Raw genomic sequence first — 25208 nt, forward strand, 5'->3', positions numbered from 1 at the left:
ATAGCCAAAAACACGGAAACCTCACTTGCGAAAAGCGAGGTGTCCATATATGGGTCCATGGCGTGTTGTGGGTGGCGGCTGTGTTACCTCTGCCAGCCCGTTACATGCTTGCCAGCGACAGGAAAAACCCGGCGATGGTGGCAGACATCAGGTTGGACAGGGTGCCGGCCAGCACCGCCTTGAGGCCGAGGCGGGCGATCTCGTGGCGGCGATTGGGTGCCATGCCCCCCAGTCCCCCCAGCAGAATAGCAACGGAAGCCAGGTTGGCAAAGCCGCACAGGGCAAAGGAGATAATGGCCTTGGTGTGCTCGGACATCGCCTGTCCGGTGCCCTCTACCAGCAGTTCATTGCTGAGGTAAGGCGCGAAGTTGATGTAGGCGACGAATTCGTTGACCACCAGCTTCTGACCGATAAAAGAACCGGCAATGGTGGCTTCTTCCCAGGGTACCCCGAGCAGAAAAGCCAGTGGAGAAAACAGCCAGCCGAGCAACAGCTCCAGACTCAGGTTATCCATGCCTATCCAGTGCCCGACTCCGCCCAGCATGCCGTTGAGCAGGGCGATGAGGCCGATAAAGGCGAGCAGCATGGCGCCCACGTTCAGCGCCAGCTGCATGCCGGCGCTGGCCCCGCTGGCGGCGGCATCGATGATATTGACCGGCCGATCCGCGGCCGCTGCTTCATCAGCAGTCTCGAATTCATCGATATCGACCCTTTCGGTTTCGGGCATGATCAGCTTGGCGAACAACAGGCCACCGGGCGCCGCCATGAAGGAGGCGGCAATCAGGTATTCCATGGGCACCCCGATGGCGGCATAACCGGCCAGCACCGAGCCGGCCACCGAGGCCAGGCCGCCACACATGACCGCAAACAGTTCCGAGCTGGTCATGTTGGCGATGAAGGGGCGCACCACCAGCGGGGCCTCGGTCTGGCCCACGAAGATATTGGCGGTAGCGACAGCGACTCGGTGCGCGAGGTGCCCAGCAACGCCTGCAGTGCTCCGCCCAGCAGCCGGATCACCCACTGCATGATGCCCAGATAGTAAAGCACCGCAATCAGTGAAGAGAAAAAGACAATCACCGGCAGTACCCGCAGTGCAAAAATAAAGCCCAGGCCGCTGGCAAACGCCGCCTCCCCGACCAGGCCACCAAACATGAAGTCCATGCCGTCGTTGGCATAGCCAATCACCTGGCTCACCCCGGCCGACAAGGACTGCAGCATCTCCTTGCCTACCGGTACATACAGCACCAGGGCGCCCAGCCCGGCCTGCAGGGCGAAGGCGCCGCCCACGGTGCGTAACCGGATGGCGGCGCGATTACTCGAAAACAGGATGGCAATCAGCACCAGTGCCAGCATCCCTACCAGACTCATGATCAAGGTCATATATCACCCTTTGCGTGGCGGCCAAGGCAAACCACCTCAACCCGACAGTTCTTGTCGTCAGGGTTAGCTTAGACGAATTCATCGGGTTAAGAACAGGCAATCGATGGTAAAAACCGATAAAAAAGCCAATGAAATGATGGGTTTCGGAGCGAAACACCTGACCGGGCTTCAAGACCAGCCAAACAGCCGGGACACGTTGTGTTCGAGTTGCACGGCCAGCGCGGTCTGGTCCTGCCCGCGCACGTCGGCCAGGGCGCTCAGTACCTGTGGCAGGCGCGCCGGATGATTGGGCTGGCCCTGAAAGCCGCACAGCGGCATGTCCGGGGCATCGGTTTCCAGCACCAGCGCCTCCACCGGCATGGCGGCGAGGGTGGCTCGGGTTTTCCTGGCTCTGGGGTAGGTGATGGTGCCGCCGACGCCGAGGTGAATGCCCAGTTTCCAGAACGCCTCGGCCTGCTGCAGTGAGCCGGAAAAACCGTGCACCACGCCCCCCACCGGCGGGGTGCGACGCAGCCATTTCAGCAGTTGATCGTGGGTTTTATGACTGTGCAGTATCACCGGCAACGATCGCTCCCGGGCCAGACGGAGCTGAGCGTTCAGCGCCGCCTCCTGCTCGGCCGCCGTCAGGGCGATATTTCCATCCAGCCCCATCTCGCCCAGCGCCACGCAGCGCTCATCTGCATCGTCGAGTGCCAGCGCCAGTTTTTTCTGCCAGCCGGCAGCAGCCCTGGCGACCCACCAGGGATGCAGCCCCAGCGCGTAGTAAACACCGGGCAGCGAAGCGCACAGCCCCGGCAGCGCCGGCCAGCGGGCCTCCTCCACCCCCGGGATCACCAGCCGGTGCACGCCCAGTGCCCGGGCCCGGCGCCAGTGGCCAGGCCGGTCGTCATCGAAGGCGGCAAAGTCGAAATGGCAATGGCTGTCGGTGAGCGTCATGGATCGATTTCCGAGTCTGTTTAGGTTCAGCTTAACCGCCACGCAGAAATAAAAAAGCCCCGGCGCCAGGGCCGGGGCTGTTATCGGTGCCGCGGGATCAGTGCTCGCGAGTCTTGCTGAACTGAATGTCCGGGTAACGTTCCTGGGTCAGGTTCAGGTTGACCATGGTCGGCGCGATGTAGGTGAGGTTGTCACCACCGTCCAGCGCCAGATTTTGCGACATCTTGCGCTGGAACTCGTCCAGCTTCTTGGCATTGTCGCCATACACCCAGCGGGCGGTGGAGACGTTCACCGCCTCGTACAGGGCATCCACGTTGTATTCGGATTTCAGTCGCGCCACCACCACGTCGAACTGCAGCACACCCACGGCGCCGACGATCAGGTCGTTGTTGTCGAGCGGACGGAACACCTGCACCGCGCCCTCTTCCGACAGCTGCACCAGCCCCTTGAGCAGCTGCTTCTGCTTGAGCGGGTCCCGCAGCCGGATGCGGCGGAACAGCTCGGGGGCGAAGTTGGGAATACCGGAAAACTTGAGGTCTTCGCCCTGGGTGAAGGTATCGCCAATCTGGATGGTGCCGTGGTTGTGCAGGCCGATGATATCGCCGGCGAAGGCTTCTTCCGCCCGCTCCCGGTCGCCGGCCATGAAGGTCACCGCATCGGAAATACTGACCGTCTTGCCCAGACGCACGTGCTTCATCTTCATGCCCTGGCTGTATTTGCCGGACACGATACGCATGAAGGCGATGCGATCCCGGTGGCGGGGATCCATGTTGGCCTGGATCTTGAACACGAAACCGGAGAACTTCTCTTCGCTCGCGGTCACCTCGCGGTCATGGGTTGCACGCGGCATCGGCGCCGGCGCCCAGGTGCTGAGACCATCCAGTACATGATCCACGCCGAAGTTACCCAGGGCGGTACCGAAGAACACCGGCGTCAGCTCGCCGGCGAGAAACAGCTCGTTGTCGAACTCGTTGGAGGCGCCCATCACCAGCTCCAGCTCTTCGCGCAGCTGGCCGGCCAGATCGTCGCCCACCGCCTCGTCCAGCGCCGGGTTGTCCAGCCCCTTCACCACCCGCACTTCCTGAATGGTATGGCCCTGACCCGACTTGTAGAGCAGGGTTTCGTCCCGCTGCAGGTGATAGACGCCCTTGAACAGCTTGCCGCTGCCGATGGGCCAGGTGATGGGCGCGCACATGATGTTCAGCTCGGTTTCGACTTCGTCGAGCAGCTCCATGGGATCGCGAATGTCGCGGTCAAGCTTGTTCATGAAGGTCACGATGGGGGTATCGCGCAACCGGGTCACTTCCATCAGCTTGCGGGTGCGGTCTTCCACGCCCTTGGCCGCATCAATCACCATCAGGCAGGAATCCACCGCGGTCAGGGTGCGGTAGGTATCTTCCGAGAAGTCTTCGTGACCCGGGGTGTCGAGCAGGTTGATCAGGCAGTCGTTGTACGGGAACTGCATCACCGAGGTGGTGACCGAGATGCCCCGCTCCTTTTCCATTTCCATCCAGTCGGACTTGGCATGCTGGTTGGAGCCACGGCCCTTGACGGTACCGGCGGTCTGAATGGCACGCCCGTGCAACAACACCTTCTCGGTGATGGTGGTCTTACCCGCATCCGGGTGCGAAATAATGGCAAAAGTACGGCGCTTGGCGACTTCCTGCTGGAATTGCGGTGATGACATGGTCGGCGATCTTCTACTTTGATGAAGGAGCGAGGGGCAGTGATCGGCGCCTCACTCGATGAGCGACAGATAAAACGGCGGCTATTGTCCCCGATCCGCGCCGGATCCTCAATCGGCAGTTACACTCTGCGTGCCTGAACAGACAATTTTTCCACCGGGCTTCATCCCGGGGCGGCTTGTCGTTATCATGCGTTTTTGCATCCATGAAGCCCGCCGTATCATGTCCCGATCTTACTGCCATGCCTGCCACCTGCCCCAAGGCGTTTGCCTGTGCACCCATGTTTCGCCCCAGCCCTGCCCCTTTCCGGTACTGATACTGCAGCATCCGCTGGAAGCGAAACACGCCAAAAGCACGGTGCCATTGCTGCAGCTGGCATTGCCCGGCATCCGGATCGAAGTAGCCGAACATCTGGATCCCCTTCCTTCCCCCGCCCGCGGGCGCTGGTGGCTGCTGTACCCGGATGAGCAGGCGCTGGATATTGATGCAGCCGGGGTCACGCTGCCGACCGGAGATATCGGCGGCCTGGTGGTGCTGGACGGCACCTGGCGCAAGACCCGCCGGTTGCTGCACCTCAACCCCTGGCTGAGGCGGCTGCCGACTCTCAGTTTCAGCCGGGCGCCGGCCAGCGATTACGCCATTCGCAAGGGGCCCGGCGGCCAGGCATTGTCGACGCTGGAAAGCCTGGCCCATGTGCTGGACCGACTGGATCCCGGATTTACCCCGGCGCCGCTGCACCGGCTGCTGCGGGCCAGGGTGGCGCAGTTCCAGGTTCACCGGGCCGCCGGGAGCTAAGCGGTCATGGCGGCACGTCATCGGACGCCTTCGCCGCTGTAGACAGGATATAATGCAAGTGCTGATGACCTCCGATACATTTACCCCGAGTTCTTCTGCTCGGGCGGTCGCAGCATTTACCATCATGATGCGACCCGGCTTCAGATGAACATTTTTCGGCCAATCCGTCCCTCCGGAACCCCCTTTCTAGAAATTTCAGCAACCAATTGATATTTATTGATTTTATTTTAAATAGCAATGCGAGACCAGGATTTACAATGGTATTAAGATGACTTAACTGTTAAATAACATTGACATTCGTCATATAATTGAAAAAAATCCACATGTAAATTGTCAACATTTGAGATTTTAAAAGGTATACAATCTCGAGCTAAAAGGCAGCGCATGTGGTCTCAGCTCCCGGCTCAACGCAAGCTGGGCATCTGTTTCGATGCGCTAGGGTCCCAACTAAAAATATGAAACAGAGAAGGTAAGACCATGGAAGCGTATCTGCTGGAATTTGGTAACTTGTTGCTGAGATGGCTGCACGTCATCGCCGCTATTGCATGGGTGGGTGAGTCCATCTATTTCGTTATGCTCGATAACGGCCTGAAACCACCCAAAGCCGAAGCCTGCAAGGAAAAAGGCGTATTTGGTGAAATGTGGGCGGTACACGGTGGCGGTTTCTACCATAACCAGAAATACGCCACCAGCCCGGAAGAGCTACCTGCAGACCTGCACTGGTCATTCTGGAAGTCTTACACCACCTGGCTGTCCGGTTTTGGTCTGTTCGCCCTGCTGTATCTGACCAAGCCCAGCTTCTACCTGGTTAACGCCAACAGCCCCTGGGAGTGGGCCGCCAACATGACGGGCTGGCAGGCAAACGTGGCCGCCCTCGCCTTCCTGCTGCTGGGCTGGGTGGTATACAACGAGCTGTGCAAGCGCATCAGCCCCAATATGGAACGTGACGGTGTGTTGAGTATCGCCGTGGCCCTGATGATGGTGGTGGTTGCCTACCTGAGCACCCACATCTTCTCGGGCCGGGCCGCCTTTCTGCTGACCGGCGCCGTGATGGCAACCGCCATGTCCGCCAACGTGTTTTTCTGGATCATTCCCGGGCAGCGCCGCATGGTCGCGGCCATGAAGGCCGGTGAAACTCCAAACCCGCTTGACGGCAAGCGTGGCAAGCAGCGTTCGGTACACAACACCTACTTCACCCTGCCGGTGGTATTGCTGATGCTGAGCAACCACTACTCCTTCACCTACACCCACCCGCAATCCTGGGTGATCATGACCCTGTTCATCTTTGCGGGCGCCCTGATCCGTCAGTACTTCGTGCTGATGCATGCCGGACACATCCGTCCCGGCTATCCCATCGCCGGTGTGGCGCTGATCCTGATCGCCGTATGGTTCGGCGCCCCCAGCGCTCCCAAGACGGTGCCGGCCCCTGCGACCCAGTCTCAAAGCGGCAACGTGACCGCCGACACCGGGCAGGCAGCCAACGAGGTCACCACGGCTCAGGTTCTGACCATCATGGAACATCGCTGCGTACAGTGCCACGCGGTTAACCCGACCCAGCCCGGCTTCGCCGCCGCGCCTCTGGGGGTGGTACTGGACTCGGAAAATCAGCTGAAACTGCAGGCCGACCACGTCAAACAGGTTGTTGCCAGCCAATACATGCCGCTGGGCAACATGACCGGCATGACCGACGAAGAACGCGCCCTGGTTGCCGCCTGGAATGGCCAGTAAACCCACCCATTCAGCTCTCCGCTAACCTCAGAAGGCCCGCAACCTGCGGGCCTTTTTTAATTCCTCTCCTTACCCCTCAATACTGCAAAGCAACATAAAAAAATTAAAACATTTATTTTTTATGGGTTAATTAAGGTAAATTCAACAATGCAGCGCAAAATAAAGACTAAAATTCTGACGTAGAGCCTTGGATTCCCCAAGGTCCCCTTCCTCCGACAAAAGGTCACTCGATCATGAATACCCCAGCCAATGATATGCAAGACAACATCTGTGTCGTGACCGGGGCCGCCCGCGGCCTGGGCCGGGCCATCAGCGAAACGCTGGCCCGGGCCGGCGCCACCCGGGTCTATGCCTGCGACATCAACATGGCGCCGGCCAAAGACTGGATCGACAACTACGACAACATCACCGCCGTGACTCTGGATGTGTGCGATCCCGCCGGGCTCAGCACCCTGAGCGGCCGCATCATGGCAGAACATGGCCGGGTCGATGTGCTGGTGAATAACGCCGGCATTACTCGTGACGCCCTGCTCGACAAGATGACCGAGTCCGACTGGGATATGGTGCTGGACGTCAACCTCAAGGGCGTATTCATGATGACCCAGGCCATGCTGCCGCTGATGAAACTGCAGGCCAAAGGCAGCATCGTCAGCATCTCGTCCGTGGTGGGCACCGACGGCAATATCGGTCAGAGCAACTATGCGGCCAGCAAGGGGGGCATCATCAGCATGACCAAAGGCTGGGCCAGGGAATTCGTTCATGGTGGCGCCCAGATCCGCGCCAACTGTATCGCGCCCGGCTTCATCAATACCGAAATGACCCAGGCGGTGCCGGAGAAGGTGCTCGCCAAAATGTGTGCCCGCATTCCACTGGGTGCGCTGGGCGAGCCGCAGGATATCGCCGAGGGGGTACTGTTCCTGGCCAGCGACCGGGCCCGCTACATCACCGGTCAGGTACTGAAAATAGACGGTGGTCTGGTACTGTAGCCGGCTTTCAGGCCCATGAATGCAAACAGCGGCCAGGGGCCGCTGCGTTGGGTTACCACAAGGTGCTCAGCGAGCATCTCGCGATTGCGTCGGGTTACAGGGATTCGTCGGGAAAACGCTCGCGGTACTCCGCTTCGCTTTTCTCCATCAGCCGCTGACCTTTCTTGATCATGCGCTGCCCCTTCTTGATGTTGTCTTTACCGTCCTCGACCTGGCTCTCACCCTTGGCCTCCAGTTTTTCGCCTTTGAGTACCAGCTCGTTGCCCTGATTCCACATCTTGCCGATGTCTTCCGCCGTCTCGCTGTGAGACAGCATTTTCTCTCCGGTGGTCGGTGTTCCTGCACAGCCCACGGCCAGCAACGCCATCACACCAAGTACGCCTGATTTCAATATGTTGTTCATCCTTTACCACCTTATCGTTGCTGTACCGAGTGGAGCCATTCAGGCTGGCTCCCATGATTGATGCACAGATATATAACTTGAAAAAACAAAGCACAAGAAAAATTTCCGGGCCTTCACAGCATTTCGGCCCGGTTGTTCAGGTGCAGGCGCCGCCGCAGCCGTCGGGCCAGTGAGTCCACCAGCATATTGAGCCCGGCGCACACCAGCAGCAGTACCATGGCCCGGTCGAAGCGGAACTCGCTGAACGCCGAGTCGATGAAAAAGCCCAGGGTGGGAATGCCGAGCATGCCCAGAATCGCGGTTTCCCGGATCAGATTTTCGAACCGATACAGGCTGTAGGCCATGAAGGCCCGGTACAAGCGGGGCAACACCTCAAAACAGTACAGATTCAGTCCTCCGGGTGCGTCTTCACGCAACACCAGGGTATTGAGGTGATGCCCGAGCAGGTGGGCGATGATGGCGCCATTATGCAGGCTGAGCGCAACAATGGCAGGCAGCATGCCGGGGCCGAGCAGCAGCATGCCGATAAAGGCCAGCAGGTATTCCGGCAGGGATCGCATCAGCACCAGCCAGCCGTGGCTGCCGGCACGGGTCAGGCGGTTGCCGAAGTGCCGTGAAATGGCCGGAAACCACAGCAGCGCAAGCCAGGCCATGACCACCAACGAGAGCAGCGCCAGCACCAGGGTATTGAACAGACCGGGGCCGATTTGCTGCACCCAGAGCCCCTGTAACCAGGGCCAGAGCCCGGCCCAGTCGCCGAGACGCAAGGGCGCCGGCACCACATCTTCGGTGAAGAAGCGCCCCATCAGCGCCCAGTTAAAGCTGGCCAGCGGGGGCAGCCACCACAGGGACGCCAGCAGATACAGCGCCAGCAACCTCGGCCTGAGCCACCATTTGAGGGTGGCGATGATCAACACCAGGGCATAGAAGAAGCTCGATGCCTCGTCGTAGTAGCCCTGGCGCAGCAGGGATTCCAGGTGATAGCCCAGGGTCGGCAGGCCGATAAAACCCAGCACCGCCGAGCTGCGAATGCCGCACTCCAGCCGGTAGCCGGTATAGGTGGCCATCTGCCGCCAGCACAGCGGCAGTTGCAGATACAACAGCCGCGACAGCCAGCTTACCCCGGCTGGCAGCGCCTGCTCCGGAGCCGGATCCGCCTCTTCGAACAGCTCGCCGTAGATCTTGGCGAAGGTCCCCGCATAGGGCAGCGCGATGGCCAGCACCCCGGCCAGGGTCGACAGCCCCAGCAGCTGAATGAACAGCAGTGCCCAGAACAGCTCGTGCACCGCCCGCAGTCCCGCCGCCAGCCGACGAATGCCACCATGGCGATAGCCGGCCGCCAGCAACAGCCCCAGCACGGCGCCCAGCGCAACCCCCTGCAACGCAAAGGCCAGGGTATTGGCCACGGCGGACACCAGGGTGCCCGGGTCGGGCAGTGTCGGTGCGAACAGGCCACCGGCAAGACGGGCCAGCTCGCGCCAGGGCTCGACGGCGGTGACGGACAGATCGGCCCAGGGCAGACACAACAGCGCCAGCAGCACAAACAGCAGGCTGCCGTGCACCATGGCACGCGCGGGCCGGGGGTGAGCTTCGGCCATCAGTGATTCTGGTACAGGGTGCGCAACTGAGCCGCGGTCAGTGTATCGGTGGCCGCATCCAGCACCACCCGCCCCTCGCGCAACCCCACCACCCGGGTGCAGTGAGTGAGTGCCTGCTCAACGTTATGCAGCGCCAGCACCACCGTTTCGTGGCGCCGACACAGCAGCCGCAGCAGCTCGTCGGCCTGACGCTCGTCCAATGCCGACACCGGCTCGTCACCGATAAAAACCGGCTTTTGCTGATACAGGGCCCGGCCCAGGCTAACCCGGCTCTGCTGTCCGCCCGACAGTCCTTCGGCGGCACGCCACAACTGACCGCCGAGCCCCAGGCTGTCCGCCAGTTCGGCAATATCGGCCCGGGGTCCGGCCAGCGGCCGCACCAGGTTGATCAGGTTGTACCAGAATGGATGGCGTTCGAGCGCCCCATGTAGATGTTGTGAAAGGCCGACAACATGGGCACCAGCCCCGGTTGCTGCGGACACCAGGCCACCTCGGCCGGGCGCAGCTCGCGCAGCCGGCGCAGCAAGGTGCTCTTGCCGGTACCAGACTCGCCCAGCAGGGCCACCCTTTCGCCCCGACGCAGCTCGAGGGTCAGCTCGCGCAGCACCGGGCTGCCCGCATACCCCAGGGACTCCTGCTGAAACCGAAACAGGCTGGCCTCAATGCTCATTACCGGGCGGGATCCATGATGCCGATGGCCACGGCGGTGTCGCGAATGGGCGCATAGTCATCGTTGCTGGCTGCGACGAAGCCGGAACGGGGAAAGGCCGCCAGCAAGGCCGGATCGGTCATCTCCAGCAACGCCTGCTGCACCTTCTCCTTGAAGCCGGCACCGAAGCGAGCATTCACATCACCCCGAATGCTCCACTGGTAGTCGGGATATTCCGGGCTGGCCCAGATGACCCGAACCTTGCTCTCGTCGATGTTGCCCTTGGCCTGTTCCGCCTCCCACACCGCGTAGTTGACCGCTCCCAGCTCGAAGGCGCCGGACTGCACCAGGCTGATGGTACGGTTATGATCGCCGGAAAAGCCCACGCGAGAGAACAACTGCTCCGGCGCCTGACCGTAGTGCTGCCGCAGGAAGAACTCGGGCATCAGCGGCCGGAAGTGGAGCCCTTGTCGCCGAAGGTAAAACGCTTGCCGGCAAGCTCCGCGGGTAATTGGTCACTTTCACTCAGACCGGTGCTGTGATGGGCGATGAGATAACTGACGAAGGCGGTGTCTTCCACCCCCTGGGCGATGGCTTCGCTGCCCGGCACCAGCTCGCGGGCCTGCACGCCGGTCAGGCCGCCGAACCAGGCCAATTGCACCTGATCGTTCCGAAAGGCGCTCACCGCCGCCGGATAGCTCTTCACCGGTATGTATTGCACTTCCACCCCCAGCTTGTCGGTCAGGTAGTCGGCTATCTTGCCGAAACGCTCGGTAAGGTGGCGCTCGTCCTGATCGGGTATGGCGGTAAACACGAAAGGCGCGGCCTGGGCCGGTATCACGGCGCTCAGACACAGGGTCGCCAGGCCAAGCAGCCGGGCACGAAAAGAGATAGAAAGGGTCATGGTTCACGGGTCCAGAATTGCAGGGCGCGTATTATACCCGATGACGGGCCCGGATCAGAACCCGAGCCAGCCGTTCATCAGGGCCATATACACCAGGGTGCCCGTCAGAATGCTGAGCAGCGCCTGCCGACGCCACAATTGCAATACCGCCACCACGGCCACCGCCATCATCTGGGCACCGCCATCGGCGGGGCTGTTCCAGTGATGCACGCCCATGGCGTAAAGGGTAAGCAACACCATCATCGCCACCGGCAACCGTCGTCCCAGGATCTGGATCCGGCGATGATGGGCGATAAAACCACGAGCCACGAAGGGAAAGGCGCGTAGCCCGAAGGTAACCCCGGCCATGATCAGCGCCGCCAGCAGATAATCCAGCTCACTCATGGGCCGCCTCCATTTTTTGCTCGGGCCAGGCCAGTAATACCAGCACCAGCATCACCGACGCGGCCAGCAGGAAGTACTCACCGACCCAGATGCCCGCCACCGCCGCGGCCGCCAGCCCCAGCGCCACGGCTTGCCAGTCTTTTTTGGCGCGGATTTGTTCCACCGCCAGCACGGTAAAGAGCGCGGTCAGGGCAAAGTCCAGCCCCTGCAGCCCCGGCGGCAACCCCCGCGCCAGCAAGATACCGACCAGGGTGCCCAGCACCCAGTAGCTCTGGTTGAACAACACCACCAGCAGCGCGGTCTTGCTGTTGTTGACCTGACCGGAGGCACTGAGCAGGGAATAGGTTTCGTCGGTGATGCCGAAAATAAAATACTGGCGGCCAATGATGCCTCTCGGCAGCAGATGATAGAGCGACAGGCCGTAAAACAGGTGACGAAAATTGACCAGCAGGGAGGCCACCGCCAGGTCGATCCAGCCAATACCCGCCGTCAGCATGCCCACCGCCAGATATTGCAGGGCGCCGGCGTAGACGATAACGCTCATCAAGGGCGCCCAGTACCAGCTGAGCCCCGCATTCATCCACAAGACGCCAAACACGGCGCCCAGGGGCAGATAGCCCATCATCACCGGCAGGGTAAGCGGCAGCACGCCGCGCCAAGTGTTCATTGTGATTGTTTTATCCAGATTTAAAAACTGATAAACAGGCAGATTAACAGAGACTTATCGAGGAAAAAATCAAATTGGCAGCAGCTTGGCCAGAGTCGCACCTGGCCGGGCAGATAACGCGGCTCGAATCGGTGCCGCGGACAAACAAAAAGGGAGCCGAAGCTCCCTTTGTCACCGTATGAAACGGATTACAGCGCTTTCAGAATGTTGTCCACGCTGTCTTTGGCGTCGCCGAACAGCATGACGCTGTTTTCGCGGAAGAACAGCGGGTTCTGTACCCCGGCGTAGCCGGTGTTCATGGAACGCTTGAACACCACCACCTGCTGGGCCTTCCACACTTCCAGTACCGGCATGCCGGCGATGGGGCTGGCCGGATCTTCGGATGCGGCCGGGTTGACGGTGTCGTTGGCACCGATCACCAGAACGGTATCGGTATCGTCGAAATCATCGTTGATCTCGTCCATTTCCAGCACCACATCGTAGGGCACCTTGGCTTCCGCCAGCAGTACGTTCATGTGACCGGGCAGACGACCCGCCACCGGGTGGATACCGAAACGCACCTTGACGCCGGCCGCACGCAGCTTGGACACCAGCTCCGCTACCGGATACTGGGCCTGGGCCACTGCCATGCCGTAACCGGGAGTGATGATCACCGAGCTGGAGTTCTTCAGCATCTCGGCCACATCTTCGGCGTTCACTTCGGTGTATTCACCGTCTTCTTCTTCACCGCTGGACGCACTGGCGCCATCGGTGCCGAAGCCACCGGCAATCACGGAAATGAAAGAGCGGTTCATCGCCTTGCACATGATGTAGGACAGGATGGCACCACTTGAACCCACCAGCGCACCGGTGACAATCAGCAGGTCGTTGGACAGCATGAAGCCCGCCGCCGCTGCCGCCCAGCCCGAGTAGGAGTTGAGCATGGAGATAACCACCGGCATGTCGGCACCGCCGATGCTGGCCACCAGATGCCAGCCGAAGGCCAGGGCAATCAGGGTCATCACCAGCAGGGCGAAGGTGGAACCTTCTACCTGCACGAACCAGATCAGCAGCAGCGCAGACACCACCAGTGCCGCCAGGTTCAGCTTGTGGCGATGCGGCAGGGTCAGCGGCTTGGAGGAGATCAGGCCACGCAGCTTGCCGAAGGCCACCACCGAGCCGGTGCAGGTCACGGCACCGATAAACACGCCGAGGAAGACTTCGGTATTGTGGATGTTGAGGATGGCGCCGGACATATCGCCATGGTCGATGTAGGTGTTATAACCCACGAACACGGCGGCCAGACCCACGAAGCTGTGCAGCACGGCGATCAGCTCCGGCATTTCGGTCATTTCCACCTTGAGCGCGAAACGCACGCCGATGGCACCACCGATGATCATCGCCAGCAGGATCCAGCCCAGGCCGGTCACTTCCGGGTTGAAGATGGTGGCCAGCAGCGCGATGGTCATGCCGGCAACGCCAAACCAGTTACCGGCTTTGGCCGACTCCTGCTTGGACAGTCCCGCCAGACTCATGATGAAGAGCACGGCGGCCACGATATAAGATGCAGTAACAAGTCCTTGTGACATTCAATTAGCCCCTTCTAAACATCTTGAGCATACGATGGGTGACGGTAAAACCGCCAAAGACGTTGATCGAGGCGATCAATACGGCGATAAAGGCGAGGAAGGTGACAAAACCACCGGCTCCCACCTGGGACAGGGCCCCGACCACGATAATGCCGGAGATGGCATTGGTGACCGACATCAGCGGCGTGTGCAGCGAATGGGACACGTTCCAGATCACGTAGTAGCCCACGATACAGGCCAGCACGAACACGGTGAAATGGGACAGAAACTCGACCGGCGCCGCGGTGGCCAGCCAGCCGAACAGCACCAGACCGGCACCGCCCAGATAATACTTGAGCTTGCTCGGCTCCTTGGCATGAGGCTCGGCCGCGGCCTGGGGCTTGGCGGCCGCCTTGGGCGCGGCAGAGACGCTGATGGCCGGCGGCGGGAAGGTCACTTCACCATCCTGTACCACCGTCATGTTGCGCAGTACCACGTCGTCGAAGTCGACCTTGATATTGCCGTCTTTTTCCTTGCACAGCAGCTTGGCCAGGTTGACCAGGTTGTTGGCATAGAGGGTGGAAGACTGGGTCGGCAGACGGCCGTTCAGATCGGTATAGCCGATGATCTTGACGCCGTTATCGGAAACGAACAGCTCGCCCGGCTTGGTCAGCTCGCAGTTACCGCCATTCTGTGCTGCCAGATCGACAACCACCGAACCGGGGTTCATGTTGGCGACCATTTCGGCGGTGATCAGCTTGGGAGCCGGCTTGCCCGGGATCAGGGCGGTGGTGATGATGATATCCACTTCCTTGGCCTGGGCCATGAACAACGCCATTTCGGCATCGATAAAGGCCTTGCTCATTTCCTTGGCATAACCGTCGGAAGAATCGGATTCTTCTTCGTAGTCCAGCTCCAGGAATTCGGCGCCCATGGAGTTGATCTGCTCTTTTACTTCGGGGCGGGTATCGAAGGCGCGTACGATGGCGCCCAGTGAGCCGGCGGCACCGATGGCGGCCAGACCGGCCACACCGGCACCAATCACCAGCACCTTGGCGGGCGGTACCTTGCCGGCGGCGGTGATCTGACCGGTAAAGAAACGGCCGAATTCATGGGCGGCTTCCACCACGGCACGATAGCCGGCGATGTTGGCCATGGAAGACAGGGCGTCGAGGGACTGGGCACGGGAGATCCGCGGCACCATATCCATCGCCATCACCGTGACGCCCTTGTTCTTGAGCTGCTCGACCAGCTCGGGGTTCTGCGCCGGCCAGATAAAGCTCACCAGCGTGGTGCCGGCCACCAGTTTTTCCACTTCTTCGGCAGTAGGAGCATTCACCTTGTAGATGAGGCCGGCCTGCCAGACATCGTCTGCGCTGGCCAGAGTAGCGCCGACCGCCTGATAGGCGGCATCGTCGAAGCTGGCTTTCAGACCCGCTCCCTGCTCGACACAGACGTCAAAACCCAGTTTACGCAGCTGTTCGACCGACTTGGGGGTCGCCGCCACCCGCGTCTCGCCGCCAAGCGTTTCCCTTGGAATCCCGATTAACATAATAAATCCCTGTTTAATGTTGATATCGCACCGCGATGTCGCGACATTTCCGATGTTGAGCAAGCTGTTCCTTCAACCACCAGGCAGCCTTGCCATTGATTACTTCAGCCTGAATAACACTGTCCAGTCAGGGGATGACTTATCCGGTTATACCAAAACGACGCATTGATATTTTTTAATGCCAACAATATCGATATCTCGATATTTATCGCCAAAAAGCGTGACAAGATAAGGAGATAACAAAAATAAAGACAACCCCGGTAGCACTATACTGCCCCTTTATTAAAAAGATAAATTGATCTTTCCTCGAGGCTTAATAGGCCGTGACTTTCAATCTCTAAAATACCATCGTTTGATCGCCTGCATATCGGGGCTTTAGCGAACGGGATCACAAAAATCACCGCTGGAAAACCAACAGGGGCAAAACGCCCCTGTTCCGGTTTTATTTAACAAACAGATACCAGTAGCCGAACAACAGATTGAAACCGGCAAAAAACAGGATCCCCACCCAGCTCAGTACGACCATACCCCTTCCCAGACGGTACTGCTCCGGTACCTGCGGCAACGTCATCAGCCGGTAATTCAGCCAGGCAAAGACCAGGGCGCTGAGAAAGGCGGAGATCATGGCGAATTCCAGCATCGCCATCAGCGCCCCTTTGAAGAACATGATGATAAAGGCAGCCACTATGCCCATCACCACCATCAACGGATAGGTGTAACGGCTACCATTGCCGGTGGGCTCACTGCCTTGCCGTTGGCCGAACTGCACGAAACACTCGCTCAGCGCCCGGCTGTAACCATCGAATACCGTTACCGTGGTGGAAAACATGCACAGGAAGGCAATCAGCGCAATCAGCCAGCGGCTCCACTCTCCCATCACGCTGGCATAAACATTCACCAGCTGATGTGCAAAGGCAATACCGGAGGTAGCCAGAGGCTCGCCGCTACCGTGCAGCACCAGCGTGCCCAGCGCCACAAAGACCAGAGCCAGCAAGAGAGAGGTCACGTAACCGACGTTGAAATCGATCAGGGCGTCCTTGTAATCCAGCTTCCCTCCCAGGGCTTTTTTCTTCTGGCGCAACCAGACACTGTTCCAGGAAGACAGCTCGATCGGGGCCGGCATCCAGCCCATCAGGGCCACCAGAAAACCGACCGAGGCCAGATTCCAGGGGCTGGGCGACACAAAATCGGGGGGCGCCACGCCGCCCTTGTTGAGGGCGATAAAGGCGGCGGTCACGGTGGTAATGGCCAGGCCGACGATGATCCACTTGGTTACCTTGTCCAGGGTGTTGTAATGGCCGGTAATCAAAAATGCCAGCGAACCCGCCAGTACAATCATGCTGAGCTGGGTCACGTTCAAACTGTCGCCGATAAACAGCCCGAGTATGCTGCCGCACAGCATGGCCACCCCGGCGGCACTGACGACCGAAGCAAAGATGTTCAGCACCGTGAACAGATAGAGGTAACCCCGGCCGATACGATCGTACCCCTGGATCAGCGTTTCATCCGCCGCCATGGTGTAACGGGCGCCGATCTGGAAGAAAGGGTATTTCAGCAGGTTGACCAGAATGATAAGCCCCACCAGCTGCCAGCCATAAATGGCGCCGGCCTGGGTCGAGGCCACCAGGTGAGAGCCACCGATGGCGGCGGCGGCAACCAGAATCCCCGGCCCCAATACTCGCATATAGTGGCTTATGCTGCGTGGAGCACCTTCTACCGGGCCGACTGACTCTAACATCTTGTTTTCCTGCCTTTTTACTTTGATTTACTGGTGAAAAAGGAAGGTAAAAGGCCACAGTAAAAAGGATAAATCAACTGATTTATCCTTTTTACTGTGGCCTCAATCAATATAAAAAACCAAAAACAAAAAACAAAGCAGACGATGATTTCTAAAAAAACCAATCATCCAATATCTCGTTTTTAATAATTCAAATAAACCACAGATAACACCATTTTATTTTTTCAGCAGATCACGCTACTCGGCCCCCCACTCATCGGCCAGCAGCCAACGTCCGGCCACCGGATAACTGCCTTGCAGGGTAAAAGGAACAGACTCCCTGCGCCCCTGATTATCGACCTGTAATGCCAGATGCAGATGGGGTCCCGAACTGTAGCCCGTATGTCCGGAGGCGGCTACCCGCTGCCCGGCTTTGACCCTGTCGCCTTCTTTCACCCGTAGCGAACCGGTTTGCAGATGGGCATAGAGGGTCATGGTGCCGTCCGCATGACGTAACCGCAAATGGTTGGCTTTGCCCCGATATTTTGCCTGCAAGCCTCCTCCCACATGGTGATCCACCGCCGCCATCACCACCCCGTCCCGGGTGGCATACAGCGGAGTACCGATTGGCAGGGCGATATCAAGCGCGTAGCGATTGGACGGCTTGTTATGGCTGAACTCGCCATTAAAGCCCTGGGAAACCCGATAGCGACCGAGTACCGGCGAAGCCAGATCTATGGTTTCGGATAAAGCAGGGGGAAGTGATAACGGATTCAGGTACGGGGTAGAAGCGCGCACCAGTGTAGAGCCGGCAATTTTCTGCACCTTGCGGGCACTGGCCGCGGGCCGCAGTTCGCTGCTGCTGTAGGCAAAGCCGTAGTCGTAGCGCCAGCTGCCGGCTTCTTTGGCGGTCAGTTTGCCGACAAACTTTTCCTCCCTCGAAGGCAGGCTGATCACCTGCTGCATCTGTTCGGGAATGGCGACATTATGCTCGCGGGAGAAGCGAAAGGTCAGCTCGGTGTGGGTCGGCAAGCGGTTCAGGGCAAAGAAGTAGTGACCGTCTTTTTTCTCCACCACCCGCACCAGTACTGCATCACGGTTTACGGCGTCCTGATCCCAACGGGAATTCGAATGTTTGACGGTATGCAGACGATTATCGGTGTAATGCACCACACCATTGGCATCGCGATAACGGTAGATGTCGGCCTGTGATGACCACGGCCACAATAGTGAAGTACCCAGCAGGCAAATCCATAAGCCTCTCATTGTGCATCCTTGCGAGAGTGTTTACCTGTCAGTATAGAAACAAGCCAACTACTTTTGCACCAACATCTGCATCAATACCGCATCCTCGGAGCCGGATGCACTCTGGTAATAGTGCCGGCGGCGACCGTTTTCCACGTAACCGCAGGAATGGTATAGCGCCTGAGCGGGCAGATTCGACGCCCTCACCTCCAGCCACAACCGGGTGAGCCCCCGCTGTTCACAACCGCACAGGTACTGCTCCATCAACTGCCGGCCCAGGCCCTGCCCCTGCCAGGCCGGTGACACACAGATATTCATCAGGGTGCTTTCATCGAGGATACGATCGGCAATAAAGTAACCGAGCAGTTGCTCCCGAAGCCAGAACGAACCGGTGAAGTAACGCTCGCCAAAACTGTCGGCCAGCAGGCGACGGCTCCACGGATGGGCATGGGCCGCCTGCTCGACCCGCTGCATGGCATCCAGATCGACGGCACTCAGTGGTCGAAACAAAGGCTGCATAACCGGCCCCAGAGGTCGCGTTTTTGAGAGGGGGTCAATGGCAGGGCGCCATGCCAGCTGAACGCGCTGGTATCACCGGTCAGACTCAGCCCCAGCAACACCGGTGCCGACGGCATGCCGGCAGCCAGCCAGGCGCTTTCCTCCATCAGCTGCAGCTGTGTTTCATTCAGCGACAGTGCCTGCAGCAGATCGGTACGCAACAAAGGTGACAACCGTTGGCCCGATCCAAGCACCAGCAGCACCCTTGCCGTGTCCACGGCAGGGGCAGGCCCATGAGGCAGCCGTTCGGGATGGGTACAGTGCCAGACAGGCAGCTTCAATAATTGCCATAGTTGCGATTGTAACAGCGCCATAGATACTCCATAACGCAAAAATCCAGCGATTAAGCTGGCTTTTTGAGAAGAAGCTGGCAGGGGCGGAGGGATTCGAACCCCCAACCGTCGGTTTTGGAGACCGCTGTTCTACCAATTGGAACTACGCCCCTGCAATACGAGGCGAATTATAACTATCGGCCTTTAAAGGTAAAGCGCTTTTTTACAGGCTTCGGTTCGTTCGTTCACCTTTTCGCCGATTTTACACATTAGCCCCGCCAGATTTTGCTTTGGGTGCACATTTCTCTATAATCTGCACCGTTTGCAATAGCCCGGAGTTGCAGGATGACCGTCCTATCCCGTTACCGTCTGCCCGATGTTACGGCCGTTTTTCATGAAAACGGCGGCGTTTGCAATCATTTAGCTCTAATGGCCCCATTCAGGGGCTTTTTTATGGTCTTCACTTTACACCTTAAAGAGCGTTGCTGATGGCAAACCCCCTATATCAAAAGCATGTAATCTCCATATCCGACTTCACCCGTGCCGAGCTTGAACTGGTCATCGACACCGCCGTGATGCTCAAGACCCACCCTCGCCCCGAACTGTTGAAGCATAATGTCGTGGCCAGCTGTTTTTTCGAAGCGTCCACCCGCACCCGACTGTCGTTTGAAACCGCCGTACACCGCCTGGGTGGTTCCGTGATCGGCTTTTCGGACAGCGGCAGCACCTCGCTGGCCAAGAAAGGTGAAACCCTGGCCGATTCGGTGAAGATTATCAGCTCCTACAGTGACGCCTTTGTGATGCGCCATCCGCAGGAAGGGGCGGCCCGGCTGGCCGCCGAGTTTTCTTCGGTGCCGGTGATCAATGCCGGTGACGGTTCCAACCAGCACCCCACCCAGACTCTGCTGGACCTGTTCACCATCTACGAAACCCAGGGCACTCTGCAGGGGCTGACGGTGGCCTTTGTCGGTGACCTCAAGTACGGCCGCACCGTGCACTCCCTGACCCAGGCGCTGAGTCTGTTCGGCTGTAAATTCTACTTTATCGCCCCTCAGGCGCTGGCCATGCCGGATTACCTCTGTGACGAACTGACCGAAAAAGGCATCAACTTCGAGTTCCGCGACAGCATGGAAGAGGTGATGGACGAACTGGATATTCTGTACATGACCCGGGTACAGAAAGAGCGTTTCGACGACACCGAATATATGCACGTGGCCTCGAAATACGTGCTGACGCCGGAGGTGCTGGACAACGCCAAGGACAGCCTCAAAGTGCTGCATCCGCTGCCCCGCATCGACGAGATCACCGCCGAGGTAGATGATACACCCTATGCCTATTACTTCGAGCAGGCGGAAAACGGCGTTTATGCCCGTCAGGCCCTGCTTGCCCTGGTGCTGAACGAGAGCCTGTGAGGGATATGATGAACAAGAACCAACTGCAAGTCGAAGCCATCCATAATGGCACCGTCATCGACCATATTCCTGCCGGCCAGGGCATCAAGATCCTGCAACTGTTCGGTCTGGCCGACACCCACGAGAAAATCACCGTGGGCCTGAACCTGCCTTCCAAGGCGCTGGGCGCCAAGGACATCATCAAGGTGGAAAACACCCGGCTGTCCGCCAGCCAGGCCAACCAGCTGGCGCTGTTTGCTCCCGATGCCACCGTCAACCTGATCGAAGACTTCGAGGTGGTGGAAAAGCTGCAACTGCAGCTGCCCGAACGGGTGGAAGCCGTGTTCTCCTGCCCCAATTCCAACTGCATCAGCCATAACGAGCCGGTCACCAGCAAATTTCAGGTCCGCGCCGTCAAAAACCAGGTACGCTTTCGCTGCAACTACTGCGAGAAATCGTTCCATCGGGACATGATGGCGGTATAAACAACAGCGCCCGGTCAAGGCCGGGCGCCATGCCATCACCACAGCGGCTACAGCCTCAGCCAGCGGCGACCTGTTCCCGAACCAGCCCCACCGCCTCCCGTATTAAATGGGCCAGCTCATCCCAACGCCCGGCACTGATCAGCGACGGCTTGACCATCCAGGAGCCACCGCAGGCAATAACGCCGGAAATGGCCAGATAATCGCCGATATTACCGGCATTAATGCCCCCCGTTGGGAGCAGTTTCAACTGGTAATACGGCCCCAGAAGCGCCTCGATCATCTTCACACCGCCAGAGGCCTCCGCCGGAAAAAACTTGAGCGTGGTCAGACCCATCTCCAGCGCCGCTTCTATGCTGCTGGGGCTGTTAACGCCTGGAATAACAGGAATATCCAGGTCACGACAAGCCCTTACCGTATTGGGATTGAACCCGGGAGTGACGATAAAGTCGGCTCCCGCGGCTTTCGCCATCCCGACCTGCTCCGGTGTCAGTACGGTACCGGCCCCAATCAGCATATCGGGTTGCGTGGCTCGCAGCCGCCGAATCGCCTCGGCGGCGGCATCGGTACGAAAGGCAATTTCGGCAATCGGCAGGCCATTGTCTACCAGCACCTTCCCCAGAGGGACAATATCTTCGGCCCTGTCCAGGGTGATCAACGGCAGCAGCTTCAATGCTGAAATCTGTTCAATCAAGGGGGTCATATTGCAGTCCTTAAGCGTTCACCTTCGGCATAACATGGTGATGTGGTTCAAAGCAGCATAAGCCCTGGCGTTATTGAAAGGAAGTACGGGCTCACCGGTTGCCAAAGCCGTTGCTGCACGCCAAGCTGTGTACTCCGGTATACCAAGGCGCTAACTTCATGACTCCGCTCGACACCCTGCAACAACACTTCGGCTTTTCTTCGCTTCGCCCCGGCCAGCAACAGGTCATCGACACCTTGCTGGCCGGGCAATCGGCGGCGGCCATATTTCCTACCGGCTCAGGCAAGTCACTCTGTTATCAGCTGCCCGCACTGCTGTTGCCTCATCTGACCCTGGTCATTTCTCCCCTGCTGGCATTGATGCAGGATCAACTGGCTTTTCTGCGCCAGAGGAATATCCCCGCCGCCAGTATCGACTCTACCCAGAGCTGGGAACAAAGCCGTCAGATCATGCAGGATGTGCGCGAAGGGCGCATCAGGATATTGATGATTTCGGTCGAGCGGCTGAAGAACGAACGCTTTCGCCAGTTTATCGGCCAGGTGCCGATTTCACTGCTGGTGGTGGACGAAGCCCACTGTATTTCCGAGTGGGGTCATAACTTCCGCCCCGACTACCTCAAGCTACCTGACTATTGCCGGAGTCTTAACATCCCACAGGTGTTGCTGCTGACCGCCACCGCCACCCCGAACGTGATCGATGACATGCAGCAGAAGTTCGGCTTGTCCCGGGAAAATGTGGTCATTACCGGCTTTTATCGGCCCAATCTGCATCTTGAGGTCATACCGGTTACCGAAGCAGAAAAAATGCCCGTCCTGATCGAACAACTGATCGAGGATCCGTCCCTGCCCACCATCGTTTACGTGACCTTGCAGCACACCGCCGAACAGGTCGCCGAACGACTGGCGGCAGCCGGTATTCAGGCCCGGGCGTATCATGCGGGCATGGATCAGGATCGTCGTCGTCAGCTGCAGCAGGCATTCATGGCAGGCACCATCCCCTGCATCGTGGCGACCATCGCCTTTGGCATGGGTGTGGACAAGGCCGATATCCGCCGGGTGATCCATTACGATCTGCCCAAATCCATTGAAAACTACAGCCAGGAAATAGGCCGTGCCGGTCGGGATGGCCAGCCATCGCGCTGTATCCTGCTCGGCAATCAGGCCGGGCTCAATGTACTGGAAAACTTCGTCTACGGAGATACCCCTGAACCAGACTCCATCAGATCCTTGCTGCATGAAATGCAACGCGCTGGCGACCAGTGGGAGCTGATGCCATTGCGACTGTCGAACAGCACCAACATACGCCTGCTGCCGTTGAAGACCCTGCTGGTCTACCTGGAGTTGAATCGCATTATAGAACCACAATACAGCTATTTTGCCGATTATCGTTTCAAGTTCATCGCATCCCGCAGGATATCCTCAGCCGATTCAACCCGGAGCGACAGGCATTTCTCAATGCCGTGTTCAATGGCTCCCCACTGGCCAGAAGCTGGTGTCAGGTCGATTTTGATGCCATCTGGCAGCACGACGGCGGTGAAAGAAAGCGGGTGATCGGCGCCCTCGATTACCTGCATCAGCAAGGCTGGATCAGCCTGGAAAGCAAACAGATGATCGAGGTTTATCGAGTGCTGCAAAAAGACATCGATCTGCAGGCCGAAACCACCCGGCTTCATACTCTGTTCCAGCAGAAGGAGCGGAGCGAGATCAGCCGACTGTCGGAAATGCTCGGCTTCTTTGAAAGTGATAGCTGCTTGAGCCATCGCCTAGCCGCCTACTTTGCCGATCATCAGGCACCAGAGCAGTGCGGCCATTGCTCTGCGTGTGCCGGCAACACAGCAGAGCTGCCCAAGCCAGCCAAGCCTCCCTTGCCCACAGCGGAACAATTACAGCTTGGTGCCAACAATTGCAAAGCCAAAGCCAGGTCCCCTTGAGCACGCACACCCTGAGCTGCTTTTTATGTGGCATCAGCACTCCGCTGCTTAATCGATTAAAAGCCAAAAAACAGCCAGGCTTTGCCCGGTTAGAACAACACAGCTTTAATGAGATACGCTCAACGCTCGAGCAACTCGCATAGGCAGATCCAGTCTATCGGGCTTGAGGCTTTACTCGTCATCCATAAAACTCTATATTCTCGTTATCGGTATAACCGATTTCGTTCTCGGGGCGGGGTGAAACTCCCCACCGGCGGTAAAATGACAAGCCACAACAGGCCAACCATTAAGCCCGCGAGCGCCTTACTGGCCAAGATAATGAGTCAGTAAGGGTCTAGCAGATCTGGTGTGATTCCAGAGCCGACGGTGATAGTCCGGATGTGAGAGAGCGTCAGACATGTCCTTTAATACAGCTTTACTGCGCCATTAAGTGCGTAGTTTGAACTGACCAAAGACTTACAGCCTTTCGCGAATCTGACTTCGCCTATGCTGTACTTGCCTGTACGTTCGCCCTGATTCAGTGATTTTTATAATAGGGTTACCCATGGATCAGAGCTTAACGAATACAAACGAGTTTAACGTTCGCGATCAACGCATCGCCTTTATTCACGCCTCATGGCACGCCGATATTGTGCTTAACGCACTAGAAGGTTTTCGCTGTCAGCTTATCGAACTGGGATATGATGTCGATAAAATTGACGTCATTGCCGTACCCGGAGCCTATGAAATTCCGCTGCAAGCCAAGCTGTTAGCCAAAACCGGCCACTATGCTGCCATTGCCTGCAGTGGCTGGTGGTAGACGGCGGTATTTATCGTCACGACTTCGTGGCGCAGACTGTGTGCTCGGGGTTAATGCAAGTGCAGCTGGAAACCGAAGTGCCGGTACTCACCGCCATACTCACCCCGCATCACTTTCATGAGCACGGTGAGCACCAGCAATATTTTAGCCGCCACTTTGTGCAGAAAGGGAAAGAGCTTGCCCATGCCGCCGATGGCGCCATCCGCTTAACGGCTCAAGCTAAATCCATTAGCTGAATTTATTCTGCAAACACGATAAAACGGGCCAAGTGCCCGTTTTTTTTATTCTTATACCAATCTAAATATGATCTATTTTAAAACTGGATACCAGAGGAAACAGAGTCGCCTCCCACGACACGCCACAGGCGACACCGTATCATAGGGGAGGATAAAGGGGCCTTTACAGAGCAGCTAAATAGATCGGTTACTTATACCCATCGCATTAAATATTCGATCTTTTTGACGGTCATGACCATCTCGGACAAAGGGTCTACTCCGCCGACTCGCCGTAAATCCATCCTTGGAGGCTCAGCCGCACCATCCGTGGTGCGGATGGTCGGCTGAGCAGATCCCTTTGCCCTCCTTGATGCTGCAGAGTCACCTGCTGGCACTGCCTGCTGGCCACTCGGAGCTCAGGATGAGGCAACAGAGACGACCTCCCGCGACCGTGAAATGCCACGGATGGCATTTCCGAGCCCTCAGGGATGAGTTTATGGCGTGTCGTGGGAGGTGGCTGTGTTGCCTCTGAGTTCGGACTTGAGAAAGATCAGATCTTTATTCAGATTGGTATTAGTCAGTTTGGTATGACAGAGTGGAGAAGACTGAACTTGGCGAGGGCAGAAAAGCAAAAAGCCCTGACCGTAAGGTCAGGGCTTTGATGTAATGGCGGAGCGGACGG

At 58.4% G+C, this 25208-nt stretch carries 22 protein-coding genes, 1 tRNA gene, 3 pseudogenes and 1 riboswitch; of the genes and pseudogenes, 7 read left to right on the forward strand and 19 right to left on the reverse strand.

Annotation, left to right across the window (positions count from 1 at the left end):
- Nucleotides 1-100: 100 nt before the first annotated feature.
- The 3 genes and pseudogenes from BFR47_RS12835 to prfC all read right to left on the reverse strand — a co-directional run bounded on the left by BFR47_RS12835 (nucleotide 101) and on the right by prfC (nucleotide 4003).
- A pseudogene (locus BFR47_RS12835) lies at nucleotides 101-1380 on the reverse strand (NupC/NupG family nucleoside CNT transporter).
- Nucleotides 1381-1548: 168 nt separating this feature from the next.
- Nucleotides 1549-2316: a TatD family hydrolase gene (locus BFR47_RS12840; RefSeq protein ID WP_071473443.1), complete on the reverse strand. Its 768-nt coding sequence runs from the start codon at nucleotides 2314-2316 to the stop codon at nucleotides 1549-1551.
- Nucleotides 2317-2413: 97 nt separating this feature from the next.
- On the reverse strand, nucleotides 2414-4003 hold the full coding sequence (prfC, locus tag BFR47_RS12845; protein WP_071473444.1) for a peptide chain release factor 3: 1590 nt from the start codon (nucleotides 4001-4003) through the stop codon (nucleotides 2414-2416).
- A 220-nt stretch (nucleotides 4004-4223) separates the two neighbouring features.
- On the opposite strand from prfC, the gene BFR47_RS12850 reads away from it, so the two are divergent.
- The 3 genes from BFR47_RS12850 (at nucleotide 4224) to fabG (ending at nucleotide 7510) form a co-directional block, all read left to right on the forward strand.
- Nucleotides 4224-4796 carry a tRNA-uridine aminocarboxypropyltransferase gene (locus tag BFR47_RS12850; RefSeq protein ID WP_071473445.1) on the forward strand — a complete coding sequence of 191 codons (573 nt, stop codon included), beginning with the start codon at nucleotides 4224-4226 and terminating at the stop codon, nucleotides 4794-4796.
- Between the two features lie 477 nt (nucleotides 4797-5273).
- Nucleotides 5274-6524, forward strand: coding sequence for a urate hydroxylase PuuD (locus BFR47_RS12855; RefSeq protein WP_071473446.1), 1251 nt, complete (start codon nucleotides 5274-5276; stop codon nucleotides 6522-6524).
- 233 nt (nucleotides 6525-6757) lie between these two features.
- Nucleotides 6758-7510 (forward strand): 3-oxoacyl-ACP reductase FabG, encoded by a 753-nt coding sequence (fabG, locus tag BFR47_RS12860; protein WP_083399134.1) that lies wholly within the window; start codon nucleotides 6758-6760, stop codon nucleotides 7508-7510.
- Nucleotides 7511-7604: 94 nt separating this feature from the next.
- Here the strand turns inward: fabG and BFR47_RS12865 are convergent, their stop codons facing one another.
- The 15 genes from BFR47_RS12865 to BFR47_RS12925 all read right to left on the reverse strand — a co-directional run bounded on the left by BFR47_RS12865 (nucleotide 7605) and on the right by BFR47_RS12925 (nucleotide 19179).
- Nucleotides 7605-7913, reverse strand: a complete 309-nt coding sequence (locus BFR47_RS12865) for a hypothetical protein (RefSeq protein WP_071473447.1) — start codon at nucleotides 7911-7913, stop codon at nucleotides 7605-7607.
- A 113-nt stretch (nucleotides 7914-8026) separates the two neighbouring features.
- Nucleotides 8027-9511, reverse strand: a complete 1485-nt coding sequence (locus tag BFR47_RS12870) for a PhnE/PtxC family ABC transporter permease (RefSeq protein ID WP_245748924.1) — start codon at nucleotides 9509-9511, stop codon at nucleotides 8027-8029.
- Nucleotides 9511-9891, reverse strand: coding sequence for an ATP-binding cassette domain-containing protein (locus tag BFR47_RS19455; RefSeq protein WP_217645546.1), 381 nt, complete (start codon nucleotides 9889-9891; stop codon nucleotides 9511-9513). Before BFR47_RS19455 ends, BFR47_RS12870 begins: the two co-directional genes overlap by 1 nt.
- 8 nt (nucleotides 9892-9899) lie before the next feature.
- Nucleotides 9900-10181 (reverse strand): ATP-binding cassette domain-containing protein, encoded by a 282-nt coding sequence (locus tag BFR47_RS19460; RefSeq protein WP_217645547.1) that lies wholly within the window; start codon nucleotides 10179-10181, stop codon nucleotides 9900-9902.
- Complete coding sequence (locus BFR47_RS19160) at nucleotides 10181-10606, reverse strand: PhnD/SsuA/transferrin family substrate-binding protein (protein ID WP_281245970.1); 426 nt, start codon at nucleotides 10604-10606, stop codon at nucleotides 10181-10183. The genes BFR47_RS19460 and BFR47_RS19160 overlap by 1 nt, the downstream gene beginning before the upstream one ends.
- Complete coding sequence (locus BFR47_RS19165) at nucleotides 10606-11064, reverse strand: PhnD/SsuA/transferrin family substrate-binding protein (RefSeq protein WP_281245971.1); 459 nt, start codon at nucleotides 11062-11064, stop codon at nucleotides 10606-10608. Before BFR47_RS19165 ends, BFR47_RS19160 begins: the two co-directional genes overlap by 1 nt.
- A 54-nt stretch (nucleotides 11065-11118) precedes the next feature.
- Nucleotides 11119-11448: a branched-chain amino acid transporter permease gene (locus tag BFR47_RS12885; RefSeq protein ID WP_071473448.1), complete on the reverse strand. Its 330-nt coding sequence runs from the start codon at nucleotides 11446-11448 to the stop codon at nucleotides 11119-11121.
- Entirely contained in the window at nucleotides 11441-12115 is a 675-nt protein-coding gene (locus tag BFR47_RS12890; protein WP_071473449.1) for an AzlC family ABC transporter permease, read from the reverse strand. The genes BFR47_RS12885 and BFR47_RS12890 overlap by 8 nt, the downstream gene beginning before the upstream one ends.
- 188 nt (nucleotides 12116-12303) lie before the next feature.
- A complete protein-coding gene (pntB, locus tag BFR47_RS12895; protein WP_071473450.1) occupies nucleotides 12304-13683 on the reverse strand; it encodes a Re/Si-specific NAD(P)(+) transhydrogenase subunit beta in 1380 nt (459 codons plus the stop codon).
- Between the two features lie 4 nt (nucleotides 13684-13687).
- Nucleotides 13688-15214: a Re/Si-specific NAD(P)(+) transhydrogenase subunit alpha gene (locus tag BFR47_RS12900; protein ID WP_071473451.1), complete on the reverse strand. Its 1527-nt coding sequence runs from the start codon at nucleotides 15212-15214 to the stop codon at nucleotides 13688-13690.
- Nucleotides 15215-15656: 442 nt separating this feature from the next.
- Entirely contained in the window at nucleotides 15657-16952 is a 1296-nt protein-coding gene (locus BFR47_RS12905) for an NRAMP family divalent metal transporter (protein ID WP_071473452.1), read from the reverse strand.
- 237 nt (nucleotides 16953-17189) lie between these two features.
- Nucleotides 17190-18197: a peptidoglycan DD-metalloendopeptidase family protein gene (locus BFR47_RS12910; RefSeq protein ID WP_071473453.1), complete on the reverse strand. Its 1008-nt coding sequence runs from the start codon at nucleotides 18195-18197 to the stop codon at nucleotides 17190-17192.
- 48 nt (nucleotides 18198-18245) lie between these two features.
- Nucleotides 18246-18695 (reverse strand): ribosomal protein S18-alanine N-acetyltransferase, encoded by a 450-nt coding sequence (gene rimI / locus BFR47_RS12915; protein ID WP_071473454.1) that lies wholly within the window; start codon nucleotides 18693-18695, stop codon nucleotides 18246-18248.
- Nucleotides 18671-19048 carry a DNA polymerase III subunit psi gene (locus tag BFR47_RS12920; RefSeq protein ID WP_071473455.1) on the reverse strand — a complete coding sequence of 126 codons (378 nt, stop codon included), beginning with the start codon at nucleotides 19046-19048 and terminating at the stop codon, nucleotides 18671-18673. The genes rimI and BFR47_RS12920 overlap by 25 nt, the downstream gene beginning before the upstream one ends.
- A 54-nt stretch (nucleotides 19049-19102) precedes the next feature.
- Nucleotides 19103-19179, reverse strand: a tRNA-Trp gene (locus tag BFR47_RS12925).
- Nucleotides 19180-19494: 315 nt separating this feature from the next.
- Here BFR47_RS12925 and pyrB point away from each other — a divergent pair.
- Nucleotides 19495-20418: an aspartate carbamoyltransferase gene (pyrB, locus tag BFR47_RS12930; protein ID WP_071473456.1), complete on the forward strand. Its 924-nt coding sequence runs from the start codon at nucleotides 19495-19497 to the stop codon at nucleotides 20416-20418.
- Nucleotides 20419-20423: 5 nt separating this feature from the next.
- Nucleotides 20424-20882 carry an aspartate carbamoyltransferase regulatory subunit gene (gene pyrI / locus BFR47_RS12935; protein WP_071473457.1) on the forward strand — a complete coding sequence of 153 codons (459 nt, stop codon included), beginning with the start codon at nucleotides 20424-20426 and terminating at the stop codon, nucleotides 20880-20882.
- Nucleotides 20883-20937: 55 nt separating this feature from the next.
- Here the strand turns inward: pyrI and BFR47_RS12940 are convergent, their stop codons facing one another.
- A complete protein-coding gene (locus tag BFR47_RS12940) occupies nucleotides 20938-21582 on the reverse strand; it encodes a bifunctional 4-hydroxy-2-oxoglutarate aldolase/2-dehydro-3-deoxy-phosphogluconate aldolase (RefSeq protein WP_071473458.1) in 645 nt (214 codons plus the stop codon).
- Between the two features lie 158 nt (nucleotides 21583-21740).
- Here BFR47_RS12940 and BFR47_RS12945 point away from each other — a divergent pair.
- Nucleotides 21741-23655, forward strand: a pseudogene (locus BFR47_RS12945) (RecQ family ATP-dependent DNA helicase).
- A 76-nt stretch (nucleotides 23656-23731) separates the two neighbouring features.
- Nucleotides 23732-23906, forward strand: a riboswitch (FMN riboswitch).
- A 150-nt stretch (nucleotides 23907-24056) separates the two neighbouring features.
- A pseudogene (locus tag BFR47_RS18750) lies at nucleotides 24057-24547 on the forward strand (6,7-dimethyl-8-ribityllumazine synthase).
- Nucleotides 24548-25208: the final 661 nt, after the last annotated feature.

The sequence above is a fragment of the Oceanisphaera psychrotolerans genome (assembly GCF_001870485.1).
Classification (GTDB): Bacteria; Pseudomonadota; Gammaproteobacteria; order Enterobacterales; family Aeromonadaceae; genus Oceanimonas; species Oceanimonas psychrotolerans.